The sequence below is a fragment of the Streptomyces sp. NPDC044061 genome, from assembly GCF_056434305.1.
The window spans coordinates 242277-265002 of the sequence record NZ_JBWKFL010000012.1 but is presented as its reverse complement, the minus strand read 5'-3'; the positions used below and the strand labels follow the sequence as shown (position 1 = coordinate 265002).

The following is a 22726-nucleotide window of genomic DNA, read 5'->3' as shown; positions in this document are numbered from 1 at the left end:
TTGATGGTTGGGGGGAACCGTGCTCCCCCCTCCCCCCCCCCCCCCCCCCCCCCCCCCCCCCCCCCCCCCCCCCCCCCCCCCCCCCCCCCCCCCCCCCCCCCCGCCGTCCTGGCGCTGGTGATCCTGGCCGCCCTGATACCCCTGTGCGGGCCGCCCGCCGCGCTGCACGGCACCGGGGAGGCCGCCGCCCCGGGCGTGGGCGGTATCGCGCTGCTGCGCGGGGTGCTCTTCGCCGGCCTGTGCGTCCCACTGGGCGAACTGTTCGTGGCCCGGATCGCCCGGCGGCTGCCCGGCGCCCCGCCCCAACGGCCGCGCAGCTGGGCGCCCTTGGCGGCCACCGCCGGCTTCGTCGCCGCGCTGGCCCTCGCCTCGGTGGTCTCGACCGGCAACCTGGTCCCGCACAGCGTCGGTCAGATCGACGTCGGCGGCCTGTACGACTCACGCGACGGCAAGCTGGCGCTGCTGGAGGTCAACGCCTTCCTGCTGGCGGCGCTGTGCGCCCTCTCGCGCCGCCCGGGGGCCCAGATCTGGCCGCTGGCCGCCGCGGTGGTCGCGGAGGCGCTGCGCGCCCACCCCACGACCGAGAACGGCCCACTGGTGGGCTCCGGGCTGACGCTCGTCCATCTGACGTGCGCCGCACTGTGGGTGGGCGGTCTGCTGCACGCGCTGCGGACGCTGCGGCTCTGGCCCGACCGTGCCGCGGGAGCGGCCCTGCTGGGCCTCTACGCGCGCGTGGCGGCCGTCCTGCTCGCCGCGATCACCGCCACGGGCGTGTGCAGTTCGCTGCGGCGCATGCCGGCCGCCACGATCTGGGACCAGCTGACGACGACGGCGTACGGGCGCACCCTGCTGGCCAAGGTGCTCCTGGTCGCCGTCGTCGCCGTGCTCGCCCTGTGGGCACGGATCCGGCTGGGCCGGGCGGCCGACCCGCTGACCGCCTGCGCGCCCGCGCGGGCCGAGGTGGCCGCTCTGGGCGCGGTGGTCGCGGTCTCGGGCCTGCTCACGGCGCTGCCGCTGCCGATTCGCTGGTCCTAGTGCCCTGACAGGGGCACTGGGCGGTCACCGGTCGTTGGTGACGAGCACCTTGAGCGCGGTGCGCTCGTCCATCGCCTTGTAGCCGTCCGGCACGTGCTCGATGCCGACGGTCATGTCGAAGACCGGCGAGGGGTCGATCGTGCCGTCGAGGACGTCCGGGAGCAGGTCCGGGATGTAGGCGCGGACCGGCGCCACACCGCCGCGCAGGGCGACGTTCCGGTCGAACATGACGCCGAGGTCCAGGCCGGTGCCGCTGCCGTGGGGCACGCCCACGAAGCCGATCGCGCCGCCGTCGCGGGTGATGTGCACGGCCGTGCGCATGGACTGCTCGGTGCCGACCGCCTCGACGACGGCGTGCGCGCCCTGGCCGCGCGTCAGCTCACGCACCGCCTCGACGGCCGCGTCCCCGCGCTCGGCGACGACGTCGGTCGCGCCGAAGCGGCGCGCGATGTCGGTGCGGACCTCGTGGCGGCCCAGCGCGATGATCCGCTCGGCGCCCAGCCGCTTGGCGGCCAGCACGGCGCACAGGCCGACCGCGCCGTCGCCGACCACGGCGACCGTGGCGCCGGGGCGGGCGCCCGCGCCGAGTGCGGCGTGGTGGCCGGTGCCGAGCACGTCGGAGAGGGTCAGCAGGGCCGACAGCAGGTGGTCGTCGGAGGCCGCCTCCCTGGGCAGCCGGACGAGGGTGCCGTCGGCGAAGGGCACGCGCACGGCCTCGCCCTGGCCGCCGTCGTAGCCGACTGAGCCCCAGAAGCCGCCGTGCTCGCAGGAGGTCGTCAGGCCCTCGCGGCAGTAGTCGCAGACGCCGTCGGACCACATGAAGGGCGCGACCACCAGGTCACCGCGCCGGACCGTGCTCACCTCGGAGCCGGTCTCCTCGACGATGCCGAGGAACTCGTGCCCGATGCGCTGTCCCGGCTGCCGGGCGGCCTCACCGCGGTACGCCCAGAGGTCGCTGCCGCAGATGCAGGCGCGCAGCACCCGGACCACGGCGTCGGTGGGCAACTGCACCACGGGTTCGGGCACGTCCTCCACGCGCATGTCGTACGGGGCGTGGATGGTGGTGGCGCGCATGGCGAGGATCCTTCTCGTGCGGGGCGTCGTGCGATGCGCTCAGGGGGTGGTCGAGCGCACTTCACGGTACGCCGTCCCGGACGGGGGCCGGTCACCGAGGGTGCCCGGGACCAGCGGCGACCGCCCGCCGCGCGATCAGACTCCCGCCGCCCCCAGCAGGCTGCCCGCCGCGTACGTCACCCCCATGGCGAGCGCACCGCCCAGCACGTTCCGCAGCACCGCGCGCCTCGGGTCGGCCGCGCCCAGCCGGGCGCTGCTCCAGCCGGTGAGGACCAGCGCGGCCAGCACGGACCCCACGGTGACCGGGAGCCGCCAGCCGACCGGGGGCAGCACGATGGCCAGCAGGGGCAGCAGGGCGCCCACGGTGAAGGCCAGGAAGCTCGCCCAGGCCGCGTGCCAGGGGTTGGTCAGCTCGTCCGGGTCGATGCCGAGCTCCACGCGCGCGTGCGCCCTCAGGGCGTCCCGCGCGGTGAGCTGCTCGGCGGCCTCCCGGGCCACCTCCCGGGACAGGCCGCGTTGCCGCAGCAGTTCGGTCAGCTCCTCCAGCTCGGCCTCCGGCTGCTCCCTCAGCTCCCGTTTCTCCATGGCCAGCGCGGCCATCTCGGAGTCGCGCTGGGTGGACACGGAGACGTACTCACCCGCCGCCATGGACATCGACCCGGCGAGCAGCCCGGCCAGGCCGGCGGTGACCAGGGCGGCCCGGGCCTCGGTCGCGCCGGCCACACCGACGACGAGTCCCGCCGTGGAGACGATGCCGTCGTTCGCGCCCAGCACGGCCGCGCGCAGCCAGTTCAGCCGGGAGCCGAGCGCCCCGCCGTGTGCCTCGTCGTGGGTTGGTTCCGTCACACGACGGAGGATCGCACCCGGGGCGCCGACGTGCCCACATCTGCGCCCCGGGGATCACCACACCCGCACCGACGCCCCCTTCGCGAACACCGGGCTCGTCGCGTCCGGCGGCGGGTCCCTCAGAGGCTCGGCCAGCTCCGCCACCGTCGGGCCCACCTTCGCCGCCACGGAGTCCAGGAGGTCGAGGTCGAAGCCGTAGACGCGGGCCGCGTTGCCGCCGAGCACGGCCGCCAGTTCCGCGCGCGGGACGCCCGCGAAGGCGAACCGCAGGCCCTCGCGGGTGTACGGGTAGGTGCCCTCGTCATGCGGGTAGTCGCTGCCCCACATGATCTTGTCGATGCCGATGCGGTCCCGCAGCGGGACCTCGTGCGGGCGCATGAAGCTGGCGCCGACGTAGCAGTTGTCGCGCCAGACCTCGGAAGGCGGCCGGCCCATGTGTTCGGCGAGACCGGCGCCGAACTTGGCCTCGGCGGTGTCGGCCTTGGACGCCGCCGCCACCAGGCGGCCGTGGTAGTAGTCCAGCATGTCGAGGACCCCGGGGATCCAGCCGGAGCCCTGTTCGGTGAGCACCAGCCGCAGTCCCGGGTGGCGGCGGAAGGCGCCGCCGAAGACCAGGTGCCACAGCGCGCGGTGGGAGAACCAGGTCGTCTCGACCATGAAGACCGCGCGGGCGGCCGGTTCGTCGCCGAGCGGCGGTGAGGCGGAGCCCGCGTGGTGGTTGACGGGGACGCCCAGCTCCGCGCAGACGGCCCAGACGGGGTCGTACACGCGTGAGTACAGCTCGGGCAGGCCGCTGCCCGGCGGGGTGCCGGGCAGCATCAGGCCGCCCCCGAGTCCCGCCGAGGCTGCCCACCTGATCTCCTTCACCGCCTCCTCGACGTCGCCGAGGAGGATCTGGAAGACCCCGGCCCGGCGGCCGGGCGCGGCCGCGCAGAAGTCCGCCAGCCAGCGGTTGTGGGCGCGCAGGCCGGCCCAGCGCCGCTCGAAGTCCTCGGTGGTCGGGGCGGGGGCCATCAGGGAGCCGGACGGGAAGAACGGCGGGATCGTGTTCGGGAAGATCACCTCCGCGACGATCCCGTCCGCCTCCAGTTCCGCCAGGCGCCGCTCGGAGTTCCAGTTCCGGTCGGCGGAGTCGGCGAGCAGGTCCTCGTAGGGGTTGACGTAGGTGGCCGACCAGACGTCGAAGTCGTCGCGGTACCGCTTCTCCAGGTACGGCCGGTAGTCCAGGAGGTCGGCCCCCGCGTGGCAGTCGGCGGAGATCACCGTGTACCGGTCGTTCATCGCGTCACCCCCAGCACCGGGAAGTCGTGGCCGGTCAGCCAGTGCCGCCCCGCCTCGCGCGAGGGCGCCCAGCACGCCGCCACGGCCGTCTGGTCGGCCGGCTGACCGAGGTCGGCGGGGGTGGGGCCGATGCGCGCGGCCAGGGGCGTCAGCGCGGGCACGTCGAAGCCGAAGGCCTCCGCCGCCGCCATGCCCAGCATGCGGCGGGTCTCGGCCACCGGGATGTCGTGGAAGGTTCGCCGCAGCCACGCGCGCGTGTCGGGCCAGGTGCCCTCGGGGTGCGGGAAGTCGCTGCCCCAGAGGATGTTGTCGACGCCGATCTCGTACCGCTGGGCCAGCTCGCGCCGCTTGGTGTTGGTGGCGCAGACGAAGATCTGCCGGTCGAGGTACTCGTGCGGCGGGCACTTCAGCTCGTGGAACGGGGAGAGCTTCTTGCCGCCGTGTGCGCCGAGGTAGAGGCGGTCCATGAACCACAGCAGGTTCGGCAGCCACCAGCAGCCCGACTCCGCGATGCCGAACCGCAGTCCGGGATGGCGTTCGAAGACACCGGACCAGAGCAGGAACCACAGCGGCCGGGCCGGCCACCAGGTCACCTCGCTCACATAGATGCCGAGGTGGTCGCCGTACTCCTCGCGCGGGGCCGCCCCCGAGTGGGTGAGCACCGGCATGCCGCACTCCGCGGCGGCCGCCCACACCGGGTCGTAGCGGCGGTCGTGGTACGGCTCCCGGCCGGCCCACATGGCGGGGATCATCAGGGCGCGCAGGCCGGACTCCATGGCCCGGTGGATCTCGGCGACGACCCGCTCCACGGGCGCCGTGACGGGCAGCAGGGCGACCCCGCAGTGCCGTTCGGGGTGCTCGGAGACGAAGTCGGCGAGCCACCGGTTGTGCGCCTGCGTGCCCGCCATGCCGAGTTCCGGGTCCTGGTCGCCGGACAGGCCGAGGCCCACGCCGAAGGGCGCGGCGGTCCGGCTGTCCACCGCGTCGGCGTCGGGGAAGACGACCTCGGCGGCCACGCCGTCCCCGTCCAGTTCCTTCAGGCGCCGCGCGCTGTCCCAGCCGCCGCGCAGGCCCTCCTCGTTGTCGTGGAACCACTTTTCGGCGAACGCCTCGTTGCGGACGCCGAGCCGGGTCATGTCCTCGCGGCGCCGGTCGCGGCCCGCGAGGAACTCGTCGAAGTCCCGGTGGAAACGGGACTCCAGATAGGGCCGGTACTGCTCGGTGGGCAGTCCGGCGTGGCAGTCGGAGGAGATGATCAGGTACGGGTCCTGGCCGGTCACGACAGCCTCCCGGTCAATCGAGTACGAAGCTTTCGAGGTACGACGGGTTGGTGCGCTCCAGCATCGAGCGGGCCCGCGCCCGGATCTGGGTGTCGCTGTGCTCGCTCGCCGGCAGCAGCCAGAAGCGGTCGGCACGGATGCCGTCCACGACCAGTTCGGCGACCTCCGCCACGGGCGTGAAGCGGACCTCGCGGCCGGCCGCGCGCATCGCGGCCTCCCACTGGCCGAGGCTGCGGTACGGCGTTCTGCGGGGGCGCCGCTTGGCGTAGCGGGCGGGCCGGTTGCGGTGCGACTCCCACAGGCCGGTGCGCAGCATGTGCGGCCCGGGGAAGAGCACGGAGGCGCCCACGCGCGCGTGTTCCGCCTTCAGATGGGCGTACAGGGACTCGGTCATGGTGACGACGGCCGCCTTGGTGACCGCGTACACGGAGGCCGTCGGCAGGGGCGCGATGCCGCCGTCGGCGGAGGACGTGTTGACGACATGACCGTCCTGACCGGACGCGAGCATGCGGGGCAGGAACGCCTGGATGCCGTGGAAGACGCCCCACACGTTGACGGCGAAGGCCCACTGCCAGTCGTTCGGCTCGTGCTCCCACATGCGCCCCTCGGCGCCCGAGCCGACCCCCGCGTTGTTGCACAGGACGTGCACGGCGCCGTAGGTCTCGTACGCCGACTCGGCCAGTTCCAGGACCTGTTCGCGTATACCGACGTCGACCACGCGCGCGTGCACGTCGGCGCCCTCCGCGCGCAGGTCCGCGGCGGCCTCGTCCAGCGCGGCCTCCTCGACGTCGGCGAGGACGACCTTCAGGCCCTCGGCGGCGAACCGCCGGGCCATCGCCAGCCCGATGCCGCCCGCCGCGCCGGTGACGACGGCGACGTGTCCCGCCCGCAGGTCCATCACAGGCTCCCCTCGTAAGGCGCGTCGAGAGCCTGGAGCGGGTCGTCGTAGCGCTGGTGGACGTAGGGCAACAGGGCCCGGGCGTCCACCCGTTCGACGACCCGGCCGCTCTGGTCGCTGGTCTTCTCGCCGACGGTGAGGTCCAGCAGGCGCAGCACCGGGAGGTCGGCGACGGGGTCGTACCCGGACTCGCGCAGCACGACGTCCCCGGTGAGCCGCTCCAGTCGGCGCACCTTCTCGTGCCGTACGCAGTGCACCAGCACGGGGTCGCCGTCTAAGCCGGAACCGTCCACAGCGGGAAGGAACTTGAAGTAGAAGTCGGTCTTGCGGGCCGGCTCCGGGAGGGGCAGTTCGCCGCTCACCGCGCCGCGCACCTCCACGAAGGCGATGCCGTGCCGTTCCATCGACGCGCGCACGACGAGACCGTCGCGCTCGACGGTCACCGCGCCGAGCTTCTTGGGCTCCCCGAAGACCTCGCGGCCGCCGGTGAGGGCGCGCTCGTGGGTCATCGGCATCACCAGCGGGTACCAGCCGTCGACCGCGCCGTGGGCGGCGGCGACCGCGAAGGAGCCCGCGCCGAGCGGGTACCCGGGAAGGTCGACCCTGCTGATGTTCACCCGCACGAGCGGGCGGCCCGTGGGCTTCAGGGGTGGCGGCAGCACCGCCGCGACCGCGTCCGGGTCGGTCTCCCAGACGGCCACCACACCGGTGGACCAGATGTCGGGTATCCGCGCGCCCGCGGTGCGCGTGGCGGCGATCTCCCGCTCGGTCCGTGCGCCGTACCGTACCCGTGCCATTCGCCGTACCGCCCTTCTTCTGACGGACCGTCACCTGTAACACAGTTACAGCAGCCCGCGGACGGGGTAAATACGCGTGCAGGCAGGGAAACGGAAGGCGGGGATGCCAGGGATGCCGAGAGTGGCGCTCAGCCGGGAGGAGGTCCTGGGGGCCGCCGCCGAGCTGGTACGGCGGTACGGTCCGGACGCGCTGACCATGCGGGGGCTCGCCGCCGAGCTGGGCACCGCCGTCACCTCCATCTACTGGCACGTCGGAGGCCGCGAGGCCCTGCTGGACGCCCTGGTGGAGCGGACCGTGGCCGGGCTCGGCGAGATCCGTCCGTCCGGGCGCACGCCCGAACATCGGGTCGTCTCCGTCGCGCGCGCCCTGCGCCGGCAACTGCGCGACCATCCCCACCTGGTGGCCCTGGTGCACGAGCGCGGGCTGACCGAGCGGATGTTCCTGCCCGCCCAGCAGGCCCTGGTGGTCGAGGCGCACGCGGCGGGTCTGCGCGGCACCCGGGCGGCCGAGTTCGTGCGGGCGGTGCAGTTCCAGGTCGTCGGCCATGTGCTGGTCGAGCGCAACCGCGAGCGCGCCCCGGCCCAACGGCCCGGCGAGGAGGAGCTGTGGAGCGCCGAGACGGCCGGGGACGACCCCGCCCTGGCGCGCGCGCTGGCCCGGCCCGTGGATCCGGAGCGGCTGTTCGTCATCTCCGTACGGGCGTTGGTACGGGCCCTGCTCGCGGGAAACGTCTCCGACCGCCCGGAATACGGGACATGACGGACACAGTGCCCCCTTGCGTTCCTTCCGCTCCTTCCGCTCGTTCCGCCCCTTCCGTGCACGCACGCGTGTGCGACGGCCGATCGGGAGGGCGGGCACGCGGCGGCGGGTCCGCCCCTGCGGCACGGGGCTGTCAGTCGTGGCCCGTATCCTCAGTGACCATGCTCGAAGACCGTGCGACCGCAGTGTCCTCCCCCACCCAGTGGCCGGCCGCGTATCCGAAGGGATACGCGGTCGTTGACGTGGAGACCACCGGCCTGGCCCGGGACGACCGGATCATCTCCGCGGCCGTCTACCGGCTCGACGCGCGCGGAGAGGTCGAGGACCACTGGTACACCCTGGTCAATCCGGAGCGCGATCCGGGCCCGGTGTGGATACACGGCCTCACGAGCGAGGTGCTCGAGGGGGCGCCGCTCTTCGCGGACGTCGCCGAGGAGTTCGCCTCCCGGCTGGACGGCCGGGTGCTGGTCGCGCACAACGCGGTCTTCGACTGGCAGATGATCGCGCGGGAGTACGCGCGCGTGCGCAGCGAGGCGCCGGTGCGTCAGCGGCTGTGCACCATCGCGCTGTCCAAGGAGCTGGGGCTGCCGCTGCCCAACTTCAAGCTGGAGTCCCTGGCGGCGCACTTCGGGGTCGTCCAGCAGCGGGCGCACCACGCACTGGACGACGCGCGCGTGCTGGCCGAGGCGTTCCGACCCAGCCTGCGGGCCGCGGCGGCGGGCGGCGTACGGCTGCCGCTGCTGGAGTGCCGGGCGCTGACGGAGTGGTCGGACACGCCCCGGATCGGCCGGCAGGCGAGCGGGGGCTACGGCGGCTACCGGCCGAACAGCTGGCGCCCGTCCCGGAAGCGGCCCGCCTGCCCCTACCCCAATCCGGGTCGCTACGAAGACGGCAAAAGCCTCAAACAGGGCATGCGGGTGGCGTTCTCCGGAGACACCTCCACCGAACGGGAGCTGCTGGAGGACCGGGCGACCGAGGCCGGGCTGCACGTGGCGACGAGCCTGTCGCGGGTGACCAGCCTGCTGGTCACCAACGACCCCGAGTCGGGCACCTCGAAGGTGGTCAAGGCGCGGCAGTTCGGCACGCCGATCGTCGACGAGGCCGCGTTCGGGCAGCTGCTGCGGGATGTCGAGCCCGCCGACGGGTGACCGTGCGGATGGGTGATTCCCCGCGACTCGCCCGCCGCCCGCTCGCCCGGGGGTCGGCGACGGCTCACCCTGTGGCGCATGGCGAGATGCGAAGTTTGCGGCAATGACTACGGAATGACCTTCGAGGTCCACGCACAGGGCTCAGTGCATGTGTTCGACTGCTTCTCCTGTGCCATCCACCGCATGGCCCCCATCTGCGAGCACTGCCGGGTGCAGATCATCGGGCAGGGCGTGGAGGTGGAGGGCCACTGGTACTGCGGCGCCCACTGCGCCCGGGCGGAGGGGAAGACGGGGGTGGTGGACCGGGTGTGACGCGGTACCCGCCTCAATGCACCCCACGGCTCGGAGGTACCGTCGTGGGGTGCACCGCTACCGCTTCCTGTTGTCCCGCCAGTGGGTGATTCTCACCCTCGTCGCGATCGCGCTGATCCCGACGATGATCAGGCTGGGCTTCTGGCAGCAGCACCGGTACGAGGAGCGCACCGCGCGCAACGACCTGGTCTCCTCCGCGCTGCACGCCGAGCCGGTCCCCGTGGAGCGGCTCACCTCCCCCGGGCACGCCGTGACCCGCACCGAGAAGTACCGCACGGTCACCGCGACCGGCACCTTCGACACCTCCCGGGAGGTCGTGGTCCGGCGTCGCACCAACTCCGACGACCAGGTCGGCTTCCACGTCCTGACCCCGTTCGTCCTCACGGACGGCAGGGTGCTGCTGGTCAACCGGGGCTGGATCCCCGCGAACGGCGTGCAGACCGCCTTCCCGAAGATCCCCGCGCCGCCCGCGGGCCGCACCACCGTCACCGGTCGGCTGATGGCCGACGAGACCACCGCGGCGAGCGGGATCAAGAACGTCAAGGGCCTGCCGGACCGGCAGATCATGCTGATCAACAGCGCCGAGGAGGCGCGGCGGCTCGGCGCGAAGGTGCTCGGCGGCTACGTCGAGCAGACGGCGCCCCAGCCCAAGGGCGGCTCCCCGGAGCAGATCTCCGACCCGGGCAGCGAGGACGCCCCGCTCAACTACGCGTACATGATTCAGTGGTGGCTCTTCGCCGCGTGCGTCCCGGTGGGCTGGTGGTTCCTGGTCCGGCGCGAGATCCGCGAACGCGAGGAGGCCGCCACCGCGGAGAAGGCCGAGGAGACGGCACCGGCCGCGGTGTGACGAACCGGCGTGTCCCGCGACACGTCACTCCCCCGGCGCACCACCTGATTGGCCCCCTGGTTCGCCGGGAAACCGGATCCCGTGAACGCGCGCATCGAGGACTACGCCCTCATCGGTGACGAACAGACCGCGGCGCTGGTCGGCAGGGACGGCTCGATCGACTGGCTGTGTCTGCCGCGCTTCGACTCCGGCGCCTGCTTCACGAGACTCCTGGGCGACGAGGACAACGGCCACTGGAGAATCGCGCCGAAGGACGCGGGCACCTGTACCCGCCGCGGCTACCGGCCCGACACCCTCGTCCTCGACACCGAGTGGGAGACCGCCGAGGGCACGGTGCGCGTCACCGACCTGATGCCCCAGCGGGAGCGCGCCCCCGACGTCGTGCGCATCGTGGAGGGCGTCAGCGGACGCGTCACCGTCCGCAGCACGCTCCGTCTGCGCTTCGACTACGGTTCCGTCGTCCCGTGGATGCGCCGCTCCGACGGGCATCGGGTGGCCGTCGCCGGACCGGACTCGGTGTGGCTGCGCACCGAGCCCGCCGTGCACCTGTGGGGCGAGGACATGGCCACCCACGCGGAGTTCACCGTCGCCGAGGGCGAGCGGGTCGCGTTCGTGCTGACCTGGCACCCCGCGCACGAGCGGCGGCCCCGGCTCATCGACCCCTACGAGGCGCTGAGCTCCAGCGTCCGGGGCTGGCGGCGCTGGACGGCCCGCTGCCGCTACGACGGACCGCACCGCGACGCCGTCGTACGGTCCCTGATCACTCTCAAGGCCCTCACCTACGCCCCGACGGGTGGGATCGTCGCCGCGGCCACCACCTCGCTGCCCGAGGAGCTGGGCGGCGTGCGCAACTGGGACTACCGCTACTGCTGGCTGCGCGACTCCACCCTCACCCTCGGCGCCCTGCTGGCCGCCGGATACCACAAGGAGGCCGAGGCGTGGCGCGACTGGCTGCTGCGCGCGGTCGCGGGCGACCCCTCGGACCTGCAGATCATGTACGGCCTGGCCGGCGAGCGTCGGCTGCCGGAGTGTGAGCTGCCCTGGCTGTCCGGCTTCGCCGACTCCTCGCCCGTGCGCGTCGGCAACGGCGCCGTCGACCAGCTCCAGCTGGACGTGTACGGCGAGGTCATGGACTCGCTGTCGGTGGCCCGCCGCGCGGGTCTGCCCACCAGGCCGCACATGTGGGCGATCCAGTGCTCGCTGATGAGGTTCCTGGAGTCGGCGTGGCGGCAGCCGGACGAGGGCCTGTGGGAGGTGCGCGGCGGCCGCCGCCAGTTCGTGCACTCCAAGGTGATGGTGTGGGTGGCCGCCGACCGCGCCGTGCGGACGCTGGAGACGCACCATGAGCTGAAGGGCGACATCGAGGGCTGGCGGGCGCTGCGCGACGAGGTGCACCGGGAGGTGTGCGAGCGGGGCTTCGACCCCCGGCGCAACACCTTCACCCAGTACTACGGCTCGCGCGAGCTGGACGCCGCCCTGCTGCTGATCCCCCGCGTCGGCTTCCTGCCGCCCGACGATCCGCGCGTGGTCGGCACCGTCGACGCGATCCGCGAGGACCTGGGCAACCGCGGTCTCGTCCGCCGGTACGACACCGATGCCATCGGCGTCGACGGCGTGCCGGGCGGCGAGGGCGCCTTCCTCGCCTGCTCGTTCTGGCTTGCGGACGCCCTGCACATGACCGGCCGCGCGGACGAGGCCCGGGACCTGTTCGAGCAGCTGCTGGGGCTGGCCAACGACGTGGGACTGCTGGCCGAGGAGTACGACCCGGTGAGCGGCGGCCAGGTGGGCAACTTCCCGCAGGCCTTCAGCCACATCGCGCTGGTGAACACCGCCCTCACGCTGTTCGGGGACCAGGAGGCAGGATAGGAGCCATGGATCTTGGACTGAAGGACCGGGTGTACATCGTCACCGGCGCCACTCGCGGGCTGGGCAACGCCGCCGCGCGGGAGCTGGTGGCCGACGGGGCGAAGGTGGTCATCACCGGCCGTGACGAGAAGCGGGTCGCCGAGGCGGCCGCCGAACTGGGCCCGAACGCGGTGGGCGTGGCCGTCGACAACTCCGAGGCGAATGCGCCGGAGCGCCTGATCGCGACCGCCCGGGAGCACTTCGGCGGCTTCCACGGCATCCTCGTGAGCGTCGGCGGGCCGCCGCCGGGGTTCGTCGCCGACAACACGGACGAGCAGTGGCGGAACGCCTTCGAGTCGGTGTTCCTCGGCGCGGTACGGCTCGCGCGGGCGGCCGCGGCCGAGTTGGAGGCCGGGGGCGTCATCGGGTTCGTGCTGTCGGGGTCCGTGCACGAGCCGATCCCGGCGCTGACGATCTCCAACGGGCTGCGGCCCGGACTCGCCGGTCTCGCCAAGTCGATCTCCGACGAGCTGGGACCGCGCGGGATCCGGGTCGTGGGTCTGCTGCCGGCTCGCATCGACACGGATCGCGTGCGCGAGCTGGACGGTCTCTCCGCGGATCCCGAGGCCACGCGCGCGGCCAACGAGTCCCGGATTCCGTTGCGCCGGTACGGGACTCCCGAGGAGTTCGGACGGGTCGCGGCGTTCCTGCTGTCTCCGGCCGCTTCCTATCTGACCGGAATCATGGTGCCGGTGGACGGCGGCATGCGGCACGGGTTCTGAGGCCGTGCCCCCGCTCTCCCGGCCCGCCCGAGCCGTCAAACGACCCTTCCCGCACGGTGTTTGACCGCTCCCAGCCGTACCTCGGCCGGAAGTGACGCCAACCCCGCCGACTCGCGCGCGTGGGTCAGGGCCTGCGCCGTGAAGTCGGTCAGCGCGGTCGCGGGGTCCACGTCCGGCTCGAGCAGGAGCCGGGCCCGCGCCGCCGGTGCCGTACGGCGGCCCGTCAGCAGGATGTCGGTGTGGGCCACCCCCTGTTGGCGGGCCGCGTCCGCGCCGAGGACCGACTCCAGGGCCCTGCCGCGCAGCAGGGCGCCCTCGCCGTCGCCCGTGTCGACGAGGACCTCGGCCAGGCGGCGCCGGCGCAGGATCGCGGTCAGCCACCACAGGGCGAGCAGCACCAGCAGGGCCAGCACGGCGATGACCGTCGGCCACCACCAGCCCGCGTCCCGCCAGTGGGTGCGCTCGGCCTTGCTGAGCAGGACGTCGTGCGGCCCGGAGTGGAGCCACCAGTGGGGCGGCGGTGCCCCCAGGCCCACGGCCAGCACCGAGCCGCCCAGCGCGAGCAGCAACAGCCCCACGAGACCGGTCAGTACGCGGTTCACACGGCCCCGGTGCACCCGCCTCACCCCTTCCGTCCGGGCCGTCGGACGTGGACCGACAGCGCGGGCGCGCGGCTCAGTCCGAGCCCCTGGACCGCGTCGGAGAGCACGGCGTCCAGGTCCGCGCGCACGTCGTCGAGGTCGCGGAAGTGCGAGACCGCGCGGACGCCGGCCCTCCCGCGGCGCAGCCGCACCCTCGCCTCCCGCACGCCGGAGACCTCCATCGCCCGGTCGCGCAGCACCAGGGCGGCCGCCTCCCGCCGGAGTCCGGCGCGGACGTCGTGGTGCGGGCGCCGCATGGGCAGCAGGTCCCGCAGGCCGGGCGTGACGGCGAGGACGAACAGCCACAGACCGAGGGCGGCGGCGACACCCGCGCCGACCAGCACCCAGATGTCGTCCAGGGGCCGCTCGGCGAGCTGCCGGGCCAGGGCGCGGCGCCAGTGCATCGCGGGGCGGCCGGCGCGTACGGCCGCGATGTCGTACAGGAGGACGCCCGCACCCACGAGGAGGAGCAGGGCGACGATGCCCGCCGGGACGCGGCGCGCCGACCAGAAGCGGCCGCTGCCCTCGGCGAGCAGGGGCGGCGGGGCCGCGGGGCCCGCGTCGGTGTCGACGACGGGCAGTCGCTGGGTCGTGCTCTCCGGTGGCCGGGCCTCGCTCATGGCGTCCTCCCGTGGGGCGCGCCGGACGCCGGTGTCAGGTGCAGCCGTTCGACCTGGACGACGACCTCCGGCACCGCCATGTTCACCAACTCGCCTACCCGCTCCACGACGTGGCGACGCACGGCGGCGCAGCGGGCGCCGATGTCGCAGGGGTACCCGAGTCGGAGATGGACGCGGACGCGGGCCGTCTCATGGTGGACGACCACGGTGGCGTGCGGGGCCGCGGCGCCCTCGGGCAGCGGCGCGAGCGCCTCGCGTGCGGCCTGCGCGGCGATCTTCGCGACGACCCGGTCGGCGATCCGGAGGGCGCCGCGCTCGCCGGGCGGCACCAGGGCCGGGGGCCGGCGTGCCGTGCCGGTCTGCGCGCTCACGGCGGTCACCGCCGCCGGTCGCGCCGGTCGTCGCGGGTACGGAAGAGGTCACCCAGGTCCAGGTCGCCCTCCAGGATCCGGCCGGCGACGAACCCGACGGCGCCCAGCGCCGCCACCAGCAGGAAGGCTCCGAACCCGCCGAAGTACCCGGCGAAGCCCAGCGCCATTCCGGCGATCATGCCGACCACGGCCATGCTCATGCAGCGCTCCTCAGCTCGTCGGGTGTGCGAGTGCCGGACGACGGCTCGTCACTGGATCCGGGGCGGCTCGAGCTCCTCTTCCTCCTCCTCGGGGAGCTTGACGTCGCTCACCGCGATGTTGACCTCGACCACCTCGAGTCCGGTCATGCGTTCCACGGCGGCGATCACGTTCTCCCGCACCGCGTGGGCGACATCGCCGATCGACACGCCGTAGTCCACGACGATCTCCAGGTCGAGTGCCGTCTGTACCTCGCCGACCTCGGCCTTCACGCCCCGGGTCACGGACTTCGTGCCGCCCGGCACGCGGTCGCGCACGGCCCCGAAGGTCCGGGCCAGCCCGCTGCCCATGGCGTGGACGCCGACCACGTCCCGGGCGGCGAGTCCGGCGATCTTCTCCACGACACCGTCGGCGATGGTCGTCCGTCCCCGGGTCGCCGGGTCTCCGCCGCCGCGTCTGGTGGGTTTACGGGTCGACACCTGCGGCTCGTCGTCACCGTCTTGGGTCGTCGTCATCTCGGTCATCGCCGTACGTCCCTTTCGGTCGTCCTTCTGGGACCACCGTAAGCATGGATGCTCGGTTGCGCGCCGGGGATACGGCAGGCTGGAGGAATGACGGCGGACGGGTGGACACAGGCGGTCAGGCATCAGCTGGGACTGGGCAGGCTGCTGCCGCTCGGCGACCCGCGCGACGGGGCGTGGATCGCCGAAGGGGCGGCCGGGGCGGTCCTGGCGCGCGCGGTCGCCTCCCAGGTGGAGGGGGTGCGGCTGGGCGTGCTGCGGATCACGCTCGCCGATCCGCCTGACGTCCACGAACCCGTCGTACCGCCGCCGCCGAGCGCCCTGCCCCCGGGAGCGCTGCGGGTGACGGCGGACTTCGCGGCCGCGGCCGCCGAGCCGTTGCCCGCGACGGCCTCGCGACTGCGCCTCGCCCTGATGACGGCCGCGACGGAGCAGCTGGGTCTCACGGTCACGGAGATCGACCTGCGGGTGACGGACCTGCTGGAGGCGGCGGACGGGCAGCCCTCCGAGGCATCCGCGGCATCCGCGCCGCAGCCCCCGCCCGCACGGGAGACCACGGATCCGCAGGAGTCCCGGGCGGTCGCGGCCGCGCTCGCCGTCCCCGGGGTGACTCGTCTGACGGGTTCGCTCGGGGGCCTGGGCCGGGCGGTGCACATCGAGGAGCGCGCGGAGGGGACCGCCCTGCCGCACCGGCACGTGCGCGTGGAGGTGGCGACGGGCGCGGACCACCGGACCGTCGAGGTGGCCCGGCAGGTCCGTGCGGCGGTGCGGGAGGCGCTGGAGGACCACCCGACGGTGGCGGTGCTGGTCACGGCGGTCGGCTAGCGGGTCCGCCGCCCGGCCGTGGGCAGGCCCGGCTCAGCCCGTGCGTCTGCCCGGCACCGGGTTCATTCGCCGACGCCGGCCAGGTCCCGAAGTCGCCGGCCCTGGGCAGCCCGCTCGGCCGCACGCTGCTCGTCGTAGGTCCGGCCGGCGGCACCGCGCAGCAGCGCCTTGGTCTCCACGACCGCGTCGCGCGGCGCGGCCAGCAACGCTGCGGCCAGGTCCCGCACGGCACCGTCGAGTTCGCCCGTGGCCACCGCGAGGTTGGCCAGCCCGGACGTCACCGCCTCCTCGGCCCCGACGAACCGCCCGGTCACGCAGATCTCGAGCGCGCGGGCGTACCCGACCAGCCCGACCAGCGGATGCGTGCCGGTCAGGTCGGGGACGATGCCGAGGGCGGTCTCGCGCATGGCGAACTGCACGTCGTCCGCCACGACCCGCAGGTCGCAGGCGAGCGCGAGCTGGAACCCGGCACCGATGGCGTGCCCCTGGACAGCGGCGATGGACACGATGTCGTTCCGCCGCCACCAGGTGAACGCCTCCTGGAATTCGGCGATGGTCGCGTCGAGCCCGGCGTCGTCACGGCGCGCGAGATCGGTGAAGGTCGGCTCGCCCGGGATCCCCTCCGGAGTGAACATCTGCCGGTCCAGCCCGGCGGAGAAGGACTGGCCCTCGCCACGCAGCACCACGACACGGACGGAGCCCGGCAGCGACCGGCCGGCATCGGTGAGCGCCCGCCACAGGGCGGGGCTCTGCGCATTGCGCTTGGCCGGATTGGTCAGCGTCACCGTGGCGAGCGCGTCGTCGACGGTGAGCCGTACGCCGTCCTTGTCGAGTACGGGAGCGAGGTCCTGGTCGGGCGAAGCCATGGGGCGCCTCCGATGAGTGCGGTCATCACGCATGCCGTCGGCATGCTAAGTGACTGCACAGTAACCGCCCGGCCGATCGGGGGTACCCCCAGGCCCCTCAGGGGCGCTGGGGGAGGACCGACCGGATGGCCACCGTCGAAGCCGATGGGCCGCCCGGAGTCAGGACGTTGCGGCCTTCTTGCCCCGGGTCGCTCCGCCACGCCCACGGAGCGTGACGCCCGACTCGCTGAGCATCCGGTGTACGAAGCCATACGAGCGGCCGGTCTCCTCGGCCAGCGCCCGGATGCTCGCACCGGAGTCGTACTTCTTCTTCAGGTCTGCCGCGAGCTTGTCGCGCGCGGCGCCGGTCACCCGGCTGCCCTTCTTCAGAGTCTCGGCCACCCGTGCCTCCTCATGGGAAGTGCGCTCTGGTCTCCTCATGATCACCCCTCCGGGGCGGGATGGCCACCCATTCGGCAAGGTCCGTGAGACATCGTTGTGACGACAGGAGCACATCCCCACATGCGGAATATGGGATTCCACCATGGAGTGTCCGTAGGGCCGAACGGGCGGATTCGCGAAGTGCCAGGTCAGGGAAGCGCGACGGCCGATCCCTTGGGAGAGAAGGGATCGGCCGCGAAATCGATGTACGACACACCTCGATACGAGGAGATCTCACACAGATGATGGATCACGGATCGGCCGAATGATCCATACGCAGTGGATCAGTCTTCCGATCACGCCAGGGCGACGAGATCCGCGTAGTCGGCGCCCCACAGGTCCTCGACGCCGTCCGGCAGCAGGATGATCCGCTCGGGCTGGAGCGCCTCCACCGCGCCCTCGTCGTGGGTGACGAGGACGACCGCGCCCTTGTAGGTGCGCAGGGCCCCGAGGATCTCCTCGCGGCTGGCGGGGTCGAGGTTGTTGGTCGGCTCGTCCAGGAGCAGGACGTTCGCCGAGGAGACGACCAAGGTCGCGAGGGCGAGACGGGTCTTCTCGCCGCCGGAGAGGACGCGGGCCGGCTTGTCGACGTCGTCGCCGGAGAACAGGAACGAGCCGAGCACCTTGCGGACCTCCACGAGGTCCATGTCGGGGGCGGCCGAGCGCATGTTCTCCAGGACCGTGCGGTCGGGGTCCAGGGTCTCGTGCTCCTGCGCGTAGTAGCCGAGCTTGAGGCCGTGGCCCGGGACGACCTCGCCGGTGTCGGGCTGCTCCACCCCGCCGAGCAGACGCAGCAGGGTGGTCTTGCCGGCGCCGTTGAGGCCGAGGATGACGACCCTCGAACCCTTGTCGATGGCGAGGTCGACGTCGGTGAAGATCTCCAGTGAGCCGTACGACTTCGACAGGCCCTCGGCCATCAGCGGGGTCTTGCCGCAGGGCGCGGGCTCCGGGAAGCGGAGCTTGGCGACCTTGTCGGACTGGCGTACCGCCTCCAGGCCGGAGAGCAGCTTGTCCGCGCGGCGGGCCATGTTCTGCGCGGCGACCGTCTTGGTGGCCTTGGCGCGCATCTTGTCGGCCTGCGAGTGCAGGGCGGCGGCCTTCTTCTCGGCGTTGGCGCGCTCGCGCTTGCGGCGCTTCTCGTCGGCCTCGCGCTGCTGCTGGTAGAGCTTCCAGCCCATGTTGTAGACGTCGATCTGGGAGCGGTTGGCGTCCAGGTAGAAGACCTTGTTGACGACCGTCTCGACCAGGTCGACGTCGTGGGAGATCACGATGAATCCGCCGCGGTAGGTCTTCAGGTAGTCGCGCAGCCAGGTGATCGAGTCCGCGTCGAGGTGGTTGGTCGGCTCGTCCAGCAGCAGGGTGTCGGCGTCCGAGAAGAGGATGCGGGCCAGCTCGATACGGCGGCGCTGACCGCCGGAGAGGGTGTGCAGGGGCTGGCCGAGCACGCGGTCGGGCAGGTTGAGCGCGGCGGCGATGGTGGCGGCCTCGGCCTCGGCGGCGTACCCGCCCTTGGTGAGGAACTCGGTCTCCTGGCGCTCGTACTGCTTCAGGGCCTTCTCGCGGGTGGCGCCCTTGCCGGTGGCGATGCGCTCCTCGTTCTCGCGCATCTTGCGGATCAGCAGGTCGAGTCCGCGCGCGGACAGGACGCGGTCCCGGGCAAGGACGTCGAGGTCGCCGGTGCGGGGGTCCTGCGGGAGGTAGCCGACCTCGCCGGAGCGGGTGACGGTGCCGGCGGCCGGGATGCCGTCGCCGGCGAGGACCTTGGTCAGGGTGGTCTTGCCTGCGCCGTTACGGCCGACGAGGCCGATGCGGTCGCCCTTGGCGACACGGAAGGTGGCGTTCTCGATGAGGACGCGCGCACCGGCGCGCAGCTCGATACCGGAGGCGGAGATCACGGACAGACTCCAGGACGTACGTGGTTGGCGGGTGGGCGGCTGAGGACGTTCCCGCCGTCTAATGCGCGAGGAGAATGGCCATGGGGTAATTCTAACGGGGCCGTGCAAGCGGTTTTTCTACGTCCGTGTGTTCGGGCCGCCTCCCGGAGCGGGAGGCGTTGTCAGTGGTGGCTGCGAGACTCGGAAGGCACGGCGGAACCGACGCACGAAGGAGTGATCGGCATGGCGGGCACGGGCGGACGGCCGAGCATCTACCCGACGCTGCTGTACGCGGACGCGAAGGCGGCGATCAAGCAGCTCACGGAGGCCTTCGGGTTCACCGAGCTGTCGGTGTACGAGACCGAGGACGGCACGGTGATGCACGCCGAGCTGGTTCAGGGCAAGGGCGCGGTGATGCTCGGTTCGAAGGGGCGCGGCGGACTGTTCGACACGGCGATGAAGAGCGCGGGGCCCGCGGGGGTGTACGTGGTCGTGGACGACGTCGACGCCCATCACCAGCGGGCCGTGGAGCACGGCGCGGAGATCCTGATGCCCCCGACGGACCAGGACTACGGCTCGCGGGACTACATGGCCCGGGACGCCGAGGGCAACATCTGGAGCTTCGGCACGTACGCCCCCGACATCGGCGTCTAGGCGGCCCGGCCCGGTCCCGCTGCTGTCCCCCGCCCGGCTATCCCCCTGTGTGCACCTGGAAGGCGGCCCGGCGCACGGCCTTGGCCAGGGCCGGGTCCGGGTGGGCGGCGGCGAGCGCGACCAGGACCTGCACGGTGCGCGGGTGACCGACGGCGCGCACCTCGTCCAGCAGCATGGGGACGGTGGGCTGCACCGCCGCCTCCAAGTGGCGGACCAGCATCGCCGTCTCGCCGTGGTCGGCGACGGCGGCGGCGGTGTCGACCCACAGCCAGGTGGCCTCCTCGCGGGTGAGGACCTCGTGGGCGTCCTCCGGGTCGATGCCGTCGTGCTCGGCGAGCCACAGCAGGGCGTAGGGCCTCAGGGCCGGGTCGTCCAGGACGGAGCGCACGTCGGGTTCGGCGGGGGCGCCGACGACGCGCAGCGCCTCGAAGGCGAGGCCGCGCAGCAGGGCGTCCTCGCCGCGGGCGGCGGCGAGCAGTTCGGTGACGGCACTGCCGACGGGGCGGGCGGCGAGCCAGGCCCGGTACTCGGCGCGGGCCGCGTTGGGGCGCAGCTGGGCGCAGCCGCGGAGCATGTCCTCAGCGGCCTGCTCGATGTTCCCGGCGGGGCTCTGCGCGGCGACGCAGATCTGCTCCAGCTTGACCCACACCGCCCAGCTCCCCAGCGGGGTGAGCGTGGCCTGGCCGTCGCCGCGGGTGAGGGCGCCGACGGCGGCGAGGGCCCGCAGGGCCCAGTCGAGGAGGGGGCCGAGCGGGGTGTCGCCGATGGGTGCGGTTTCCGCCGGGCTCGGGGTGCCGGCGGGGCCCGCGGACTCGGCGGAGCCGGGCTCGTAGGAGATCTCGCAGCGCTCGGTGCGCAGTTCGGTGACCCGCTGCTGGAGCAGGTCGAGCAGCTGCTCGACCGGGACGGGGCCGGCGGACAGCTGCAGGAAGGAGAGCACCTGGGGCATGGCCGAGACGACCTCGGCGACGGCGGCCGGCTCGTGCTCGGCGGGTTCCGGGCAGGCGAGCGACCAGGCGTCGAAGAGGGCGACCCAGCCGCGCAGCACGGCACTGTCGTCGCGGTCCCAGGCGCGCAGGCGCCAGCCGGGGCGCGCGTCGTCCCCGTGCACCTCGACCAGTCCGGCGAGGCGGGCGGTGTCCCAGTCGGCGCGGACCTGGCCGGTGCTCAGGTCGAGGTCGGCGGCGGCACGCGCGGCCGTGATGTCGGAGAGGGTGGCCTTGCCGTCGGCCGTGGCGGCGTCGCTCCCGGGGCCGAGGGCGGCGTCGGCCCAGCGGGCGACGCGGACCGCGCCGGCCAGACCGGTACGCGCCATTCTGGCCAGTTCGCCGGGGGCCGGGGTGCCCTCCGGCGGCCGGGGAGCGGGGCGGCGCGGACGCCGCTGGTTCACAGCTCTGGGGGCGGCGGCCAGGGGTCGCGGTCGGACGAGTCGGAGCCTGGAGTCGCGCGGGATACGGGACGTCACGGGTGCAGTCTTCCGGTTGACGGTCCGAAAACCCAAACGGAATGTCACGGGGGGCGACGGGGCTGGCCAACGCACCGGGCCCGGTAGCGGGTGAGCAGTCACGATCAGGCCAGTCGTACGGCCTTAAACGGAACGGCTGGAACCCGGGCTTCCGACTCGTACCGGCGGGCCCGGGCGCGCCCTCACATCAGCGGGGTCAGGAACCGGCGCAGGCGTTCCTGGTACTCCTCGGGGTCCGCGTTCCACATCGCCCCGTGCGGGGCCCGCGCCACGGTGTGCAGGGCGACGCGGTCGGGGCGGCGGGCGGCGAGGCGGCGGGAGTGCTCCCAGGGGGCGACCGTGTCGTCCGGGCCGTGGACGATCAGGGTGGGCACGTCGAGCCGGTCGGCGTCGGCGGTCTCGGCGACCCGGTCGGCGTGCAGCCCGGCCCTGCCCTGTGCGGCACGCACCGCGAGCGGCAGCAGGGGTTCCGGGGTGTGGCGGGCCTGGGCGAGGGCGCGCAGGGTGGCCTGCCAGCTGAGCACCGGCGAGTCGAGGACCAGTCCGGCTATGCGGTCGCGCACGGCGGAGTGCTCGGCGGCGCGCAGGGCCATGGTGGCGCCGGTGGACCAGCCGAGCAGGACGACCCGGCGGGCGCCGTAGCGGACGGCGTACCGGATCGCCGCGTCCAGGTCCCGCCACTCGGTCTCGCCGAGGTGGTTGAGGCCGTCGGGCGGGCGCGGGGCGCCGAGGTCGCCGCGGTAGGCGAGCGCGAGGACCGGCAGCCGGCGGCCGTGCAGGAACTCCATGACGTTCAGGGCCTGTTCGCGGGTGGTGCCGAGGCCGTGCACGGCGATCACCCAGACGTCCCGGTGGCCGGGCACGAACCAGGCGGGCAGGGCCCCGAGTTCGCCGGGCACGTCGACGTCGGCGTGGTCGAGGCCCAGGGCGGCGCTCGGATTGCCGACGTACACGTTCGGGGTGAGCCACACGGCGTCACCGGGGGCGAGATTGCCGTGCGTGACGCGTACCAGGCGGCGCACGACGGTGTCCGCGGTGTGCTCGGCCGCGTCCAGGACGGGGCCGACGACCGCGTGGGAGCCGTCGCCGGCCAGGCCGTAGGTGCCCGGGCGCAGGGTGGCCAGGTCGCGGGTGAGGGCGATCCGGCCCGCGGCCGTGCCATGCACGGTGAGCCGGGGTTCGGTGGGCAGCGGACGGCCCGCGGGCGCCTTCAGCGCGGCGTCGCTGGCGAGGCGTCCGGCGGCCACGGAAGCCGCGCCGGCGGCCAGGACTGCGGTGAGTGCGGCGGCTGTCGCCTTGGCGGTGCGCACGGGTCCAGTGTCGTGGCGGTCCGCGCCGACGGCCAGCCGAAGGCCGGGCGCGGGCC

Annotated in this window: 25 protein-coding genes; 9 read left to right on the top strand and 16 right to left on the bottom strand. The window is 73.5% G+C overall.

Features of this window, described 5'->3' with window-relative positions; translation table 11 throughout:
- The first annotated feature begins 3 nt into the window (after positions 1 to 3).
- On the top strand, positions 4 to 1035 hold the full coding sequence (locus AC07CM_RS21545) for a CopD family protein (protein ID WP_478878069.1): 1032 nt from the start codon (positions 4 to 6) through the stop codon (positions 1033 to 1035).
- Between the two features lie 24 nt (positions 1036 to 1059).
- On the opposite strand, the gene AC07CM_RS21540 is transcribed toward AC07CM_RS21545, so the two are convergent.
- The 6 genes from AC07CM_RS21540 to AC07CM_RS21515 all read right to left on the bottom strand — a co-directional run bounded on the left by AC07CM_RS21540 (position 1060) and on the right by AC07CM_RS21515 (position 7211).
- Entirely contained in the window at positions 1060 to 2109 is a 1050-nt protein-coding gene (locus tag AC07CM_RS21540) for a zinc-dependent alcohol dehydrogenase family protein (RefSeq protein ID WP_478878023.1), read from the bottom strand.
- Positions 2110 to 2244: 135 nt separating this feature from the next.
- Positions 2245 to 2955 (bottom strand): VIT1/CCC1 transporter family protein, encoded by a 711-nt coding sequence (locus AC07CM_RS21535; RefSeq protein WP_478878022.1) that lies wholly within the window; start codon positions 2953 to 2955, stop codon positions 2245 to 2247.
- Positions 2956 to 3009: 54 nt separating this feature from the next.
- Positions 3010 to 4236 carry an amidohydrolase family protein gene (locus AC07CM_RS21530; protein ID WP_478878021.1) on the bottom strand — a complete coding sequence of 409 codons (1227 nt, stop codon included), beginning with the start codon at positions 4234 to 4236 and terminating at the stop codon, positions 3010 to 3012.
- Positions 4233 to 5516, bottom strand: coding sequence for an amidohydrolase family protein (locus AC07CM_RS21525; RefSeq protein ID WP_478878020.1), 1284 nt, complete (start codon positions 5514 to 5516; stop codon positions 4233 to 4235). Before AC07CM_RS21525 ends, AC07CM_RS21530 begins: the two co-directional genes overlap by 4 nt.
- A gap of 13 nt (positions 5517 to 5529) precedes the next feature.
- Positions 5530 to 6414 carry an SDR family NAD(P)-dependent oxidoreductase gene (locus AC07CM_RS21520; protein ID WP_478878019.1) on the bottom strand — a complete coding sequence of 295 codons (885 nt, stop codon included), beginning with the start codon at positions 6412 to 6414 and terminating at the stop codon, positions 5530 to 5532.
- A complete protein-coding gene (locus AC07CM_RS21515) occupies positions 6414 to 7211 on the bottom strand; it encodes an acetoacetate decarboxylase family protein (RefSeq protein ID WP_478878018.1) in 798 nt (265 codons plus the stop codon). The genes AC07CM_RS21520 and AC07CM_RS21515 overlap by 1 nt, the downstream gene beginning before the upstream one ends.
- A 112-nt stretch (positions 7212 to 7323) precedes the next feature.
- Between AC07CM_RS21515 and AC07CM_RS21510 the strand changes: the two genes are divergently transcribed.
- From AC07CM_RS21510 to AC07CM_RS21485, 6 genes are all read left to right on the top strand, one after another.
- Positions 7324 to 7971 carry a TetR/AcrR family transcriptional regulator gene (locus AC07CM_RS21510; protein ID WP_478878017.1) on the top strand — a complete coding sequence of 216 codons (648 nt, stop codon included), beginning with the start codon at positions 7324 to 7326 and terminating at the stop codon, positions 7969 to 7971.
- Positions 7972 to 8132: 161 nt separating this feature from the next.
- Positions 8133 to 9119: a DEDDh family exonuclease gene (locus tag AC07CM_RS21505; RefSeq protein ID WP_478878016.1), complete on the top strand. Its 987-nt coding sequence runs from the start codon at positions 8133 to 8135 to the stop codon at positions 9117 to 9119.
- A gap of 78 nt (positions 9120 to 9197) precedes the next feature.
- Positions 9198 to 9431: a hypothetical protein gene (locus AC07CM_RS21500; RefSeq protein ID WP_478878015.1), complete on the top strand. Its 234-nt coding sequence runs from the start codon at positions 9198 to 9200 to the stop codon at positions 9429 to 9431.
- Positions 9432 to 9480: 49 nt separating this feature from the next.
- Positions 9481 to 10278, top strand: coding sequence for an SURF1 family cytochrome oxidase biogenesis protein (locus tag AC07CM_RS21495; RefSeq protein ID WP_478878014.1), 798 nt, complete (start codon positions 9481 to 9483; stop codon positions 10276 to 10278).
- A gap of 81 nt (positions 10279 to 10359) precedes the next feature.
- The gene (locus tag AC07CM_RS21490; protein ID WP_478878013.1) at positions 10360 to 12144 is read left to right on the top strand and encodes a glycoside hydrolase family 15 protein; all 1785 of its coding nucleotides are present in this window, start codon (positions 10360 to 10362) and stop codon (positions 12142 to 12144) included.
- Positions 12145 to 12149: 5 nt separating this feature from the next.
- The gene (locus tag AC07CM_RS21485) at positions 12150 to 12905 is read left to right on the top strand and encodes an SDR family oxidoreductase (RefSeq protein ID WP_478878012.1); all 756 of its coding nucleotides are present in this window, start codon (positions 12150 to 12152) and stop codon (positions 12903 to 12905) included.
- Between the two features lie 35 nt (positions 12906 to 12940).
- Here AC07CM_RS21485 and amaP read toward each other — a convergent pair whose 3' ends face one another.
- From amaP to AC07CM_RS21460, 5 genes are read right to left on the bottom strand one after another with little or no spacing between them, the layout of a single operon-like run.
- Positions 12941 to 13507, bottom strand: coding sequence for an alkaline shock response membrane anchor protein AmaP (gene amaP, locus AC07CM_RS21480; protein WP_478878011.1), 567 nt, complete (start codon positions 13505 to 13507; stop codon positions 12941 to 12943).
- 20 nt (positions 13508 to 13527) lie between these two features.
- Positions 13528 to 14166, bottom strand: a complete 639-nt coding sequence (locus tag AC07CM_RS21475; RefSeq protein ID WP_478878010.1) for a DUF6286 domain-containing protein — start codon at positions 14164 to 14166, stop codon at positions 13528 to 13530.
- Positions 14163 to 14546 (bottom strand): hypothetical protein, encoded by a 384-nt coding sequence (locus tag AC07CM_RS21470; RefSeq protein WP_478878009.1) that lies wholly within the window; start codon positions 14544 to 14546, stop codon positions 14163 to 14165. Before AC07CM_RS21470 ends, AC07CM_RS21475 begins: the two co-directional genes overlap by 4 nt.
- The gene (locus AC07CM_RS21465) at positions 14543 to 14737 is read right to left on the bottom strand and encodes a hypothetical protein (protein WP_478878008.1); all 195 of its coding nucleotides are present in this window, start codon (positions 14735 to 14737) and stop codon (positions 14543 to 14545) included. Before AC07CM_RS21465 ends, AC07CM_RS21470 begins: the two co-directional genes overlap by 4 nt.
- A gap of 48 nt (positions 14738 to 14785) precedes the next feature.
- Positions 14786 to 15259 carry an Asp23/Gls24 family envelope stress response protein gene (locus AC07CM_RS21460; protein WP_478878007.1) on the bottom strand — a complete coding sequence of 158 codons (474 nt, stop codon included), beginning with the start codon at positions 15257 to 15259 and terminating at the stop codon, positions 14786 to 14788.
- 87 nt (positions 15260 to 15346) lie between these two features.
- Here AC07CM_RS21460 and AC07CM_RS21455 point away from each other — a divergent pair, with 87 nt between their 5' ends.
- Complete coding sequence (locus tag AC07CM_RS21455; RefSeq protein ID WP_478878006.1) at positions 15347 to 16081, top strand: nucleopolyhedrovirus P10 family protein; 735 nt, start codon at positions 15347 to 15349, stop codon at positions 16079 to 16081.
- A 62-nt stretch (positions 16082 to 16143) separates the two neighbouring features.
- Here the strand turns inward: AC07CM_RS21455 and AC07CM_RS21450 are convergent, their stop codons facing one another.
- From AC07CM_RS21450 to AC07CM_RS21440, 3 genes are all read right to left on the bottom strand, one after another.
- Positions 16144 to 16947, bottom strand: coding sequence for an enoyl-CoA hydratase/isomerase family protein (locus tag AC07CM_RS21450; protein ID WP_478878005.1), 804 nt, complete (start codon positions 16945 to 16947; stop codon positions 16144 to 16146).
- 159 nt (positions 16948 to 17106) lie between these two features.
- On the bottom strand, positions 17107 to 17328 hold the full coding sequence (locus AC07CM_RS21445; RefSeq protein WP_010355597.1) for a helix-turn-helix domain-containing protein: 222 nt from the start codon (positions 17326 to 17328) through the stop codon (positions 17107 to 17109).
- Between the two features lie 335 nt (positions 17329 to 17663).
- Positions 17664 to 19262, bottom strand: coding sequence for an ABC-F family ATP-binding cassette domain-containing protein (locus AC07CM_RS21440; protein WP_478878004.1), 1599 nt, complete (start codon positions 19260 to 19262; stop codon positions 17664 to 17666).
- 222 nt (positions 19263 to 19484) lie between these two features.
- Here AC07CM_RS21440 and AC07CM_RS21435 point away from each other — a divergent pair, with 222 nt between their 5' ends.
- The gene (locus AC07CM_RS21435) at positions 19485 to 19895 is read left to right on the top strand and encodes a VOC family protein (RefSeq protein ID WP_478878003.1); all 411 of its coding nucleotides are present in this window, start codon (positions 19485 to 19487) and stop codon (positions 19893 to 19895) included.
- Between the two features lie 37 nt (positions 19896 to 19932).
- Here the strand turns inward: AC07CM_RS21435 and AC07CM_RS21430 are convergent, their stop codons facing one another.
- Positions 19933 to 21210 (bottom strand): hypothetical protein, encoded by a 1278-nt coding sequence (locus AC07CM_RS21430; protein ID WP_478878002.1) that lies wholly within the window; start codon positions 21208 to 21210, stop codon positions 19933 to 19935.
- 332 nt (positions 21211 to 21542) lie between these two features.
- Positions 21543 to 22670, bottom strand: a complete 1128-nt coding sequence (locus AC07CM_RS21425; RefSeq protein WP_478878068.1) for an alpha/beta hydrolase — start codon at positions 22668 to 22670, stop codon at positions 21543 to 21545.
- Positions 22671 to 22726 lie beyond the last annotated feature (56 nt).

Coding starts and splice junctions, on each gene's coding strand:
- AC07CM_RS21545 (WP_478878069.1), top strand. CDS start 4: ATGGTTGGGGGGAACCGTGCTCCCCCCTCCCCCCCCCCCCCCCCCCCC.
- AC07CM_RS21540 (WP_478878023.1), bottom strand. CDS start 2,109: ATGCGCGCCACCACCATCCACGCCCCGTACGACATGCGCGTGGAGGAC.
- AC07CM_RS21530 (WP_478878021.1), bottom strand. CDS start 4,236: ATGAACGACCGGTACACGGTGATCTCCGCCGACTGCCACGCGGGGGCC.
- AC07CM_RS21520 (WP_478878019.1), bottom strand. CDS start 6,414: ATGGACCTGCGGGCGGGACACGTCGCCGTCGTCACCGGCGCGGCGGGC.
- AC07CM_RS21515 (WP_478878018.1), bottom strand. CDS start 7,211: ATGGCACGGGTACGGTACGGCGCACGGACCGAGCGGGAGATCGCCGCC.
- AC07CM_RS21510 (WP_478878017.1), top strand. CDS start 7,324: ATGCCGAGAGTGGCGCTCAGCCGGGAGGAGGTCCTGGGGGCCGCCGCC.
- AC07CM_RS21505 (WP_478878016.1), top strand. CDS start 8,133: ATGCTCGAAGACCGTGCGACCGCAGTGTCCTCCCCCACCCAGTGGCCG.
- AC07CM_RS21500 (WP_478878015.1), top strand. CDS start 9,198: ATGGCGAGATGCGAAGTTTGCGGCAATGACTACGGAATGACCTTCGAG.
- AC07CM_RS21485 (WP_478878012.1), top strand. CDS start 12,150: ATGGATCTTGGACTGAAGGACCGGGTGTACATCGTCACCGGCGCCACT.
- AC07CM_RS21475 (WP_478878010.1), bottom strand. CDS start 14,166: ATGAGCGAGGCCCGGCCACCGGAGAGCACGACCCAGCGACTGCCCGTC.
- AC07CM_RS21465 (WP_478878008.1), bottom strand. CDS start 14,737: ATGAGCATGGCCGTGGTCGGCATGATCGCCGGAATGGCGCTGGGCTTC.
- AC07CM_RS21460 (WP_478878007.1), bottom strand. CDS start 15,259: ATGACCGAGATGACGACGACCCAAGACGGTGACGACGAGCCGCAGGTG.
- AC07CM_RS21455 (WP_478878006.1), top strand. CDS start 15,347: ATGACGGCGGACGGGTGGACACAGGCGGTCAGGCATCAGCTGGGACTG.
- AC07CM_RS21450 (WP_478878005.1), bottom strand. CDS start 16,947: ATGGCTTCGCCCGACCAGGACCTCGCTCCCGTACTCGACAAGGACGGC.
- AC07CM_RS21435 (WP_478878003.1), top strand. CDS start 19,485: ATGGCGGGCACGGGCGGACGGCCGAGCATCTACCCGACGCTGCTGTAC.
- AC07CM_RS21430 (WP_478878002.1), bottom strand. CDS start 21,210: ATGGCGCGTACCGGTCTGGCCGGCGCGGTCCGCGTCGCCCGCTGGGCC.